A 9,552-nucleotide genomic window follows, 5' to 3' on the forward strand; every position below is an offset into this window, starting at 1 on the left:
CCAGGGCACCGGCCAGGCCGGCCATGCCGCCGCCGACGACGACGGCCTGCGCCGCATCCTGGCGGGCCTGGGGCTCGGCGGCGGTTTTTTGCTGCGCGGCCTTCTGCTGCGCGGCCTTCTGGTGCGCTGCGACCTTATGCAGTGCGGCGGTGACGGGATTGCGCTCGCGGTCCGGCATGGCTACGGCTCCACCGAGTGGATCAGCTTGACCACGCGGGTGAGCACGTCAGGATCGGTCTCCGGAGGCACCCCGTGGCCGAGGTTGAGCACGTGGCCAGGGGCGGCGGCGCCGGCGGCGATCACCTCGAGCACATGCTCCTCGAGCACCTCCCAGGGAGCGGCCAGCAGCGCCGGATCGATATTGCCCTGCAGCGGGGTGGTTCCGCCCAGCCGGCGGTTGGCCTCGTCCAGCGGCAGGCGGTAGTCCACGCCGACCACGTCGACGCCGACGTCGCGCATGGCCACCAGCAGTTCCGAGGTGCCGGTGCCGAAATGCACCAGCGGGGCGCCGAGGCCGCGCACGTGGTCCAGTGCCCGGGCCGAAGCAGGCGCCACATGACGGCGGTAGTCGGCCAGACCCAGGGAACCCGCCCAGGAGTCGAAGAGCTGTCCGGCGCTGGCACCGGCTTCCAGCTGCGCGCGCAGGAACATCCCGGAGGCATCGGCGGCCCAGGCCGTCAGGGCCTGCCAGGCCTGCGGATCCGCGTGCATCATGGTGCGCGGGCCGAGATGGTCGCGGGAGGGCCTGCCCTCCACCATGTAGGCGGCGAGCGTGAAGGGCGCGCCGGCGAAACCGATCAGCGGTTTGTTCCCCAGTTCGGCCACGGTGAGCTTCACCGCCTCGCGGATCGGTTCCAGCGCCTCCCCGGTCAGCTGCGGCAGCCTGGCCACGTCGGCGGCAGTACGCACCGGGGAAGCCAGGACGGGGCCGACGCCCGGGACAATATCCACGTCCACACCGGCCAACTTGAGCGGAACCACAATGTCCGAGAAGAAAATTCCCGCATCGACGTCGTGCCGCCGCACCGGCTGCAGTGTGATTTCCGCCGCAAGTTCGGGCATGAGGCAGGAATCCAGCATGGCAATGCCCTTGCGCGCCTCGCGGTACTCGGGCAGCGAACGGCCGGCCTGGCGCATGAACCAGACGGGGCGCCGCTCCGGCTTCCCTCCCCGGTAGGCAGTGATCAGCGGCGAATCCGCCGTGCGGCCGTCCAGCAGCGGGTGGGAGGCATTCAATGTCATGACAATAGATTCTGCTCCAGTTGCAGTGCCGATTGCCAACCGGCGGCCGGTCCGCGCGGGCGGGGAACCGACCCGGCACCGGGTCAGGCATGCCTAATAGGTCCGGTGGCCGGCCAGTGGCTATGATGTAGGGGTTGTGGTCTTACTTTCTCTCGTTGCATCGCACTCAGACGTAGACCTGGAAACTGTGGCCCGCCTCAGCGCCGGTTCCTCCCAGGTCGCTTCCGGCGTGCTGGAAAGCGGGAACGCGGTCTCCGGCGCTGTGGTCCTGTCCACCTGCAACCGCCTCGAAATCTACTGCGAGGCCGAGTCCGAAGAGCATGTCGAAGCCGCCCGCGCCGAGGTCATCTCAGCAATCAGCGGCGCCTCCGGCCTGGCCGAGTCCCTGGTTTCCCGGTACTTCGACACCAAGACCGGCACGGAGGTCACCCAGCACCTCTTCGCCGTCGGCGCGGGGCTGGATTCCGCCGTCGTCGGCGAACGCGAGATCGCCGGGCAGGTGCGCCGCGCCCTGATCCAGGCCCAGGACCAGGGCACCGCGAGCGCCGCCCTGGTCCGGCTCTTCCAGGCGGCCTCCCGCACGGCCAAGGACGTCGGTGCCCAAACGGCGCTCGGCGGCCGCGGCCTGTCCATCGTTTCCGTCGCCCTCGACCTGGCCACCGACCTCTCGGAAGACCGCAGCTGGACGGAAAAGAACGTGGTGGTTTTCGGCACCGGCGCCTACGCCGGTGCAACCATGGCCCTGCTGCGTGAACGCGGCTGCACCAACGTCTCGGTCCATTCCCCGTCAGGCCGCGCCGCAACCTTTACTGCCACCCGGGGCGGGACGCCGTTGACACGGGAGACCCTGGATGCAGCCCTGGCCGCGGCGGACGTGGTCATCGGCTGCAGCGGCAGCGACAGCCGGGTCGCGGCCGACGACATCGCACGCGTGCGTGAGGAATCCGGCAAGCCACTGATCATGATCGACCTGGCACTGACCCATGATTTCGATCCGGCCGTGGCGGCGCTGGACGGGGTGGAACTGATCACGCTGGAATCCGTGCGCCTGGCCGCCCCCGAGGAACAGGCCGAATCCGTCCGGCAGGCTGAGCATATCGTCACCAAGGCGGCCCGGGCGTTCGAGCACCAGCAAAAGGAACGCTCCATCGATTCGGCCATCGTGGCCCTGCGGCGCCACACCATGCAGGTCCTGGAGAACGAGCTGGAGAAGGTCCGCACGCAGCACGGCTGCACCGGGCCGGCGCAGGAGGTGGAGTTCGCCATGCGCCGCATGGTCAAGCAACTGCTCCACCTGCCTACCGTCCGGGCCCGGGAACTGGCCGCCGCGGGCCGGCAGGACGACTATATCGCCGCCCTGGACGCGCTGTACGGCATCACCGTGGAGGAACCCGCCGCGCAGAAGGCTGCAGAGGGCGCGGCGCAGGACGCGTGCCCCGTGCCGCACAATGACGCCGTCGCCGAGTCCGCCTAAGGCCCGCGGAAGGCACCGTCCGCGCAGGAGGCCTTCAGGTCCTCCGGTTCAAGGACCTGCCCGGGAACCTTAATACACGGGCTTGTCCGGCTCCACCTGCCGGATCCAGGCCAGGATCCCGCCGTCCAGATGCTTTACCCGGTCAAAGCCCTCCTGCCGCAGGTGGGCCAGCACCGTGGCGGACCGGGCACCCGACTTGCAGTGCAGGACAAGGTCCCGGTCCCGGGGCAACTCATCCAGCGCCTCCCCGGAGAGGATCAGGCCCTTCGGGACCAGCCGCGCACCGGGGATGCCGACGATCTGGTGCTCCCCCGGCTCGCGTACATCGATGAGCTCAAAGTCCCGGTCTCCGGCCTGCCGTGACGCCAACATGCCGGCCAGTTCCACGGCCGACACGGTCAGGCCGTCGAGGTCCGCACCGGCGTCGGCCGGGGCCACACCGCAGAACCCCTCATAGTCGGCCAGGGCGGTGATCGGGGCGGCGTCCGGGTCCTTGCGCACGCGCACCTCCCGCCAGCTCATCGCCAGCGCGTCGAAGATCAGCACCCGGCCCAGGAGCGTGCGGCCGATCCCGGTGATGAGCTTGATCGCCTCGTTGACCATCGCCGAGCCGATCTGGGCACACAGTACGCCCAGCACTCCCCCTTCGGCGCAGGAGGGCACCGAGCCGGCCGGCGGTGCCTCCGGATACAAATCCCGGTAATTGGGGCCGTAGGCATCCCAGAAAACGCTGACCTGGCCGTCGAAGCGCAGGATGGACCCCCAGACGTAGGGCTTGCCCAGCAGCGCCGCGGCGTCGTTGACCAGATAGCGGGTGGCGAAGTTGTCCGTGCCGTCCAGGATCAGGTCGTAGCCGGCGAAGATCTCCAGCGCGTTGGATGCATCCAGGCGCACCTCGTGCAGCACGACGTCGACGGCGGGATTCAGCTCCCGGATGCTGCCGCGCGCCGACTGCGCCTTGGTCCGCCCCACGTCATAGACGCCGTGGATCACCTGGCGCTGCAGGTTGCTGGCCTCGACGACGTCGTCGTCCACGATCCCCAGCGTGCCCACTCCCGCGGCCGCCAGGTACAGCAGGGCCGGGGACCCCAGGCCGCCGGCACCGATGACCAGCACACGCGCGTTCTTCAGCCGCAGCTGCCCCTGCATGCCGACCTCGGGGATGATCAGGTGCCGCGAATACCGCTGGATCTCCTCCGGAGTCAGGGAGCCGGCCGGCTCCACCAGCGGCGGCAGGCCGGAGATTGTCGCTTCGCTACCCATACGGCCAATTTACGCTAACTGCGCACCATGACTGTATTTTCATTTTCAGATTTCCCGACTTCCCGATATTCCCGCTCCCGCCCGCGTGCGTGGCCGCCGCGTACACTGGCTAGGTACCGGCTCAGCGGTGCAGCGCCGCTGTGCCGTGGCCGGACTTGGTATGTTTCCACGAGATAGGGTCCGAACAGACGTGAGCCGAACCAACGAGTCCAGACCGTGAGCAGTGAGTCCAGGTCTGCCAAATCCGCCCGGCTCCCACGCGATGAACGCCGCCGCCAGCTCCTGCAGGCAGCCCACGAAGTCTTCGTCGCCAATGGCTACCATGGCGCGGCGATGGACGAGATCGCCGACGCCGCGCATGTCAGCAAGCCCGTGCTGTACCAGCACTTTCCCGGCAAACGGGACCTCTACCTGGCGCTGCTGGACCACCACCTCCAATCGCTGACCGCCATGCTGATGGACGCCCTGAACTCCACGACGGACAATAAGGCCCGGGTCCACGCCACCATCGGTGCCTACTACCGCTTCATCGCGGAGGAGAGCCAGGCACACCGGATTGTCTTCGAATCGGATTTGGCCAACGATCCGGAGGTCTCCGCCCGGCTGGAAGGGTTCAATACGCGGCTGGCAGGCTCCGTCGCCGAGGTCCTGGCCGAAGAAACCAACCTCTCCATCGCGGAAGCCACGCTGCTGGGCCGGGCCCTGGCCGGCATGGCGCAGGTCAGTGCCCGATACTGGGTGCAGGCCGGCGCAGGCTTGGACCGGGATGCCGCGTGCGAGCTGATCTACCGTTTAGCTTGGCGCGGAATTTCCCGGTTTCCGAAGGAACCGTAGGGAAAATTCGGATAGATTTCCAGACGGAAGTTACCCGTTACATCCAGGAGGCAAGAGCGTGGAAATCAAGATCGGCATCCAGAACGTGGGCCGGGAGATTGTTTTTGAGTCGGCCGAAACGCCCGACGCAGTTGCCGAGCTTGTCAGCCGCGCCATGAACGGCGGTGCCGAACTGCGCCTGAAGGACAGCAAGGGCCGCATGGTCATTATCCCGTCCAACGTACTCGGCTATGTCGAAATCGGCGCCGAGGAAACCCGGCGCGTGGGCTTCGGCGCCCTGTAGCCGGCCCGACCAGCCGGAGCCGCACGATGGTTGAGTTCATCCTGGTCGTGCTCGCCGCGGCCGCCGCAGGGTTTACGGTCTGGGCCGTGGATCACAACCGTGCCAGCTACGGGGTACTGCTGCAGCCGGCAGCCGCCGTGGTGACCGCCGTGCTGCTGCGCCTGGTCCTGCTCTTCGCGGGGCTCGGGTCCCGGCCGGGACCGACCTTCCTGACCTGGCTGCTGCCCATCGCCGCCGCTATTGCGGCGGCGTGGGCAGGGGCATGGTTCATCGGCCGACGCCGGGCGGCAGCGGACCTGGCCCGGCTCAACGCGATCCTGCGCTAGCGCGTCCCGCCTGCCCACCGCTCGCAAGCTCGCGGCGGGACCCTCGGCGCTAGCTGCGCCCGCCTGCCCACCGCTCGCAAGCTCGCGGCGGGACCCTCGGCGCTAGCTGCGGGTGGGATACTTGTCCGGCTCCGCGACGGCTCCCAGCCGCTCGGCGACCGCGCTGACCGTGGCCGCAGCCGACACGTCCCGGGTCGTCACCTGCCCGCCGGCGTCGTGCGAGGAGAACCGGAGGAATACCCGGTTGTAGCGCCAGTCCAGGTCCGGATGGTGATTCGCCTCTTCGGCGATGTCGCCCACGGCGGCAATCAGGTCCAGCGCCTGCCTGCCGTTCTCCAGCTTGTACACCGTCACCAGCCCGCCCTGCTGATAGGTCCACTGGGACAGCTCGCGCAATTCGGCGTCGATCTGCTCGCGCGTCAGAATGTCTTTGGCCTCAGGCATGTCGTCTCCACTCGTTCCGGTGCAGCTTGCAGACGGCAGCCAGCGTAGCCGGGATACGGTCCGGTTTGTAGCTTCAGGCGGTCAGCCCAGGCGCGTCCGTCCGGCGTGAGTGGTTCCCGGTCAGTTGCGCGAAGAGTTCGGCCGTGGCGGCGTCGGGTGCGGCCGCGCCCGGCAGCATGCCCACGAACCCATGTTCGGTGGAACGCACCCCTGAAGTCCTGAAAGGGCTCCATCGCCGCCTCTGCCGGGATGTCACCGGGCGCCGCAGGCCCCGCAGCGAGCCTGCGGGCAGTGGGAAAGCGCACTGCGCTGCGCGGGGTGGAGGCATTAACCGCCCGAAGCGGGCCGTCCCCGCCGGGACTGCTCTAATCTTGGCATGTGAAGTATTCACGTCTGGACGCGAAGGTGCATGAGTCACAGCATCTGCTGGCCCAGGTGCTTGGACAGCTGCGGGTCCAGTTCGAACTGCCCCCGCATTTTCCGGCAGCGGTAATGGACGAAGCCAAGCAGGCAGTGTCCAGCCAGACCCTGCCGCCGGCGGACCTAACCGGACTGCCTTTCGTCACCGTCGACCCGCCAGGTTCCACGGACCTGGACCAAGCCATGTACCTGGAGCGGGCAGCCAATGGCTACCGGGTCTGGTACGCCATCGCGGACGTCCCATCCTTCGTGGTGCCCGGCAGCGCCTTGGACGCGGAGACCCGCCGGCGCGGACAGACCATCTATGTTCCTGACGGACGCATTCCACTTCATCCGGAGCTGATCAGCGAAGACGCCGGCAGCCTGCTGCCCGGCCGGGTCCGGGCGGCCTACGTGTGGGAATTCGGCCTGGATCCTGAGGCCAACGTGCAGTCGGTGGCATTGCGGCGCGCCACCGTGTGCAGCCAGGCAAAGCTGAGCTACTCGGAGGTGCAGCAGGACATCGACTCGGGCGACGCACCGGAGTACCTGATGCTGCTCAAGGAGATCGGCCTCAAGCGCATCGAGTTGGAACGCCGCCGGGGCGGGGCCAGCCTGAACATCCCGGACCAGGACATAGCGCACGACGGACGCCACTATTTCATCGTCTCGAGTCCGCCGCTGCCGGTGGAGGACTGGAACGCCCAGATTTCGCTGATGACCGGCATGGCGGCCGCACAGCTCATGCTTGAGGCCGGCGTCGGCATTCTGCGCACCATGCCCGCCCCGGACGCCGAGGCCGAGGCGCACTTCCGCCGCCAGACCCGGGCCCTGGACCATCCGTGGGCCGAGGACCTGCCATACGGTGAATACCTGCGCGGCCTGGATGCGTCGGATCCGAAACAACTGGCCCTGCTGCACGCTGCAGCCTCGCTCTTCCGGGGCGCCGGCTACACGCCCTTCGACGGCATCCTGCCCGAGGAAAAGCTCCAGGCCGCCATCGCCGCCCCTTACGCCCACGCCACCGCCCCGCTGCGCCGGCTGGTGGACAGGTTCGTGCTGGTCATCTGCGAGGCCCAGTGCGCCGGGACCGAGATCCCGCAGTGGGCCCGCGACGCGCTGCCGGACCTGCCGCGGCTGATGGCTACTTCCGACCAGCTCGCCGCCCGGGTGGACAGGGCGGCTTTCGACGCCGTCCAAGCGGCGCTGCTGAGCCACCGGGTCGGCGAGGTGTTCGACGCCGTCGTCATCTCCGGCAGCCGTCCGGGCAACGGGCAGGCCAACGGCAACAACCACGGCAACGGCGCCAACGGCAACGGAGGCCCTTCGGGCATGATCCAGCTGCGCAGTCCCGCCGTCACCGCCCGCTGCTACGGGATCCTGGAGCCGGGCACCACCGTCCGGGCCCGGCTGATCGAAGCGGATATCGCGGCTCGGACCATCCGATTCGAGCTCGACGGCGCCGCACCCCCAAACCAGTCCTGAGAGTGGCGCCGCCGTCCGATTTGCATCCACCGGTAGACTGGACATTGTAGTAATGGATGCCCGGTCGTTGATTATTAGTGAATTTTGCTGGACAAACACAAATCAGCTGATCCGCACCTACGCGATCTTGAACCGCCGCGATGGTCCCGCATGGCCATGACCGGCACGCAGTTGTTAGCCCGCGATCGGCTTCCACTGGATGCGCCACGCCTCCGCCGTGTTCCGCGCTGCCACCATAGGTGGCGGACCCGTCGAGCACCGCGGCCCGAGCGCCTGATTGAACGGTATGTACTTGAATACAGAGAATTCCCCCGCGGACCACAGCCTGCACGCGGACAACAGCAGCGAGCAGATTGCCGTCGAGGCCTCACTCTCCTCCGACGAGCGCCCGCACGAACTGCCCCAGCAGACCTTCGCTGATTTCGGCGTCCGGGCGGACATTGTCCGGTCCCTTTTCGACGCCGGAATCACCCACCCCTTCCCCATCCAGGCCATGACCCTGCCCGTGGCCCTCGGCGGCCATGACATCATCGGCCAGGCCAAGACCGGTACCGGCAAGACCCTGGGCTTCGGCATTCCGGTGCTTCAGCGCGTGCTCGGCCGCGAGGATGACGGCTTCGACAGGCTGCCCGTGCCGGGCGCCCCGCAGGCGCTCGTGGTGGTGCCGACCCGGGAGCTGGCTGTGCAGGTGGCCCGTGACTTGGAAACCGCCTCCCGGCAGCGCAATGCCCGGGTCGCCGTCATCTACGGCGGCCGCGCCTACGAGCCGCAGATCGAGGCGCTGAAGGACGGCGTGGAAGTGGTGGTCGGCACCCCCGGCCGGCTGATCGACCTGCACCGGCAGCGGCACCTGAGCCTGAAGAACGTGCGCATCGTGGTCTTGGACGAGGCCGACGAGATGCTGGACCTGGGCTTCCTGCCGGACGTGGAAACCCTGCTCAGCGCCACTCCGGCCGTCCGCCAGACGATGCTCTTCTCAGCCACCATGCCCGGTCCGGTGGTTGCCATGGCCCGCCGGTACATGACCCAGCCGACGCACATCCGCGCCGCGGACCCGGACGACGAGGGCATCACCAAGAAGGACATCCGGCAGGTCATCTACCGGGCCCACAGCCTGGACAAAACCGAAGTGGTGGCCCGGATCCTGCAGTCCCAGGGACGCGGCCGGACCATCATCTTCACCAAGACCAAGCGCACCGCGGCTAAAGTTTCCGAGGAACTGATCGACCGCGGCTTCGCCGCTGCCGCCATCCACGGGGACCTCGGCCAGGGCGCCCGCGAGCAGGCGCTGCGCGCCTTCCGCAGCGACAAGGTCGACGTGCTGGTTGCCACCGACGTCGCCGCCCGCGGGATCGACGTCGAGGACGTAACGCACGTGGTCAACTACCAGTGCCCGGAGGACGAAAAGACCTACCTGCACCGGGTGGGCCGCACCGGCCGCGCGGGCAACAAGGGCACCGCCGTCACCTTCGTGGACTGGGAGGACGTTCCCCGCTGGGGCCTGATCAACAAGGCCCTCGGCTTGGATGTGCCGGAACCGCGCGAAACCTATTCCTCCTCCCCGCACCTGTACACGGACCTGGACATCCCGGAGGGCACCAAGGGCAGGCTGCCGCGCGGCCAGCGCAAGCTGGCCGGACTCGAGGCCGAAAAGCTCGAGGACCTGGGCGAAACCGGCAAGAAGCACAGCGGCCGCGGCCAACGCTCCGGCCGCGGGCACGAACGCGCCGACAAGCGCGGCAGCGAACAGGACAGCGGGCAGACGGAAGGCAGCGGCCGCGGCCGGACGCGCCGGCGCCGCA

The 9,552-nt window shown here is 68.4% G+C and carries 10 protein-coding genes; 6 read left to right on the forward strand and 4 right to left on the reverse strand.

Annotated features, from left to right (window positions below; translation table 11 throughout):
- Positions 1-180 precede the first annotated feature (180 nt).
- A complete protein-coding gene (hemE, locus tag ACFQ36_RS17415; RefSeq protein WP_377015889.1) occupies positions 181-1,242 on the reverse strand; it encodes a uroporphyrinogen decarboxylase in 1,062 nt (353 codons plus the stop codon).
- A 136-nt stretch (positions 1,243-1,378) separates the two neighbouring features.
- Here hemE and ACFQ36_RS17420 point away from each other — a divergent pair, with 136 nt between their 5' ends.
- Entirely contained in the window at positions 1,379-2,716 is a 1,338-nt protein-coding gene (locus tag ACFQ36_RS17420) for a glutamyl-tRNA reductase (RefSeq protein ID WP_377015891.1), read from the forward strand.
- Positions 2,717-2,785: 69 nt separating this feature from the next.
- On the opposite strand, the gene moeB is transcribed toward ACFQ36_RS17420, so the two are convergent.
- Positions 2,786-3,979, reverse strand: coding sequence for a molybdopterin-synthase adenylyltransferase MoeB (gene moeB / locus ACFQ36_RS17425; RefSeq protein WP_377015893.1), 1,194 nt, complete (start codon positions 3,977-3,979; stop codon positions 2,786-2,788).
- A gap of 216 nt (positions 3,980-4,195) precedes the next feature.
- On the opposite strand from moeB, the gene ACFQ36_RS17430 reads away from it, so the two are divergent.
- The 3 genes from ACFQ36_RS17430 to ACFQ36_RS17440 are packed head-to-tail and all read left to right on the forward strand — an operon-like array spanning position 4,196 to position 5,422.
- Positions 4,196-4,813, forward strand: a complete 618-nt coding sequence (locus ACFQ36_RS17430) for a TetR/AcrR family transcriptional regulator (protein WP_377015895.1) — start codon at positions 4,196-4,198, stop codon at positions 4,811-4,813.
- A gap of 58 nt (positions 4,814-4,871) precedes the next feature.
- Entirely contained in the window at positions 4,872-5,096 is a 225-nt protein-coding gene (locus tag ACFQ36_RS17435; RefSeq protein WP_377015897.1) for a DUF3107 domain-containing protein, read from the forward strand.
- Positions 5,097-5,122: 26 nt separating this feature from the next.
- Positions 5,123-5,422: a hypothetical protein gene (locus ACFQ36_RS17440; protein WP_377015899.1), complete on the forward strand. Its 300-nt coding sequence runs from the start codon at positions 5,123-5,125 to the stop codon at positions 5,420-5,422.
- A 102-nt stretch (positions 5,423-5,524) separates the two neighbouring features.
- On the opposite strand, the gene ACFQ36_RS17445 is transcribed toward ACFQ36_RS17440, so the two are convergent.
- On the reverse strand, positions 5,525-5,866 hold the full coding sequence (locus ACFQ36_RS17445; protein ID WP_377015901.1) for a 4a-hydroxytetrahydrobiopterin dehydratase: 342 nt from the start codon (positions 5,864-5,866) through the stop codon (positions 5,525-5,527).
- A 73-nt stretch (positions 5,867-5,939) separates the two neighbouring features.
- Entirely contained in the window at positions 5,940-6,074 is a 135-nt protein-coding gene (locus ACFQ36_RS17450) for a hypothetical protein (protein WP_377015903.1), read from the reverse strand.
- 170 nt (positions 6,075-6,244) lie between these two features.
- Here ACFQ36_RS17450 and ACFQ36_RS17455 point away from each other — a divergent pair, with 170 nt between their 5' ends.
- Both ACFQ36_RS17455 and ACFQ36_RS17460 read left to right on the forward strand, forming a co-directional pair.
- Positions 6,245-7,750, forward strand: coding sequence for an RNB domain-containing ribonuclease (locus ACFQ36_RS17455; protein WP_377015905.1), 1,506 nt, complete (start codon positions 6,245-6,247; stop codon positions 7,748-7,750).
- A gap of 286 nt (positions 7,751-8,036) precedes the next feature.
- Positions 8,037-9,552, forward strand: a 1,516-nt coding sequence (locus tag ACFQ36_RS17460; protein ID WP_377015907.1) for a DEAD/DEAH box helicase, incomplete at its 3' end; no start/stop codon positions are given.

It is taken from the genome of Arthrobacter sp. GCM10027362 (assembly GCF_042679445.1).
GTDB lineage: Bacteria > Actinomycetota > Actinomycetes > Actinomycetales > Micrococcaceae > Crystallibacter.

Bases quoted from the DNA above. Each gene is read 5' to 3' on its own strand.
- hemE (WP_377015889.1), bottom strand. From the start codon at position 1,242: ATGACATTGAATGCCTCCCACCCGCTGCTGGACGGCCGCACGGCGGAT.
- moeB (WP_377015893.1), bottom strand. From the start codon at position 3,979: ATGGGTAGCGAAGCGACAATCTCCGGCCTGCCGCCGCTGGTGGAGCCG.
- ACFQ36_RS17440 (WP_377015899.1), top strand. From the start codon at position 5,123: ATGGTTGAGTTCATCCTGGTCGTGCTCGCCGCGGCCGCCGCAGGGTTT.
- ACFQ36_RS17445 (WP_377015901.1), bottom strand. From the start codon at position 5,866: ATGCCTGAGGCCAAAGACATTCTGACGCGCGAGCAGATCGACGCCGAA.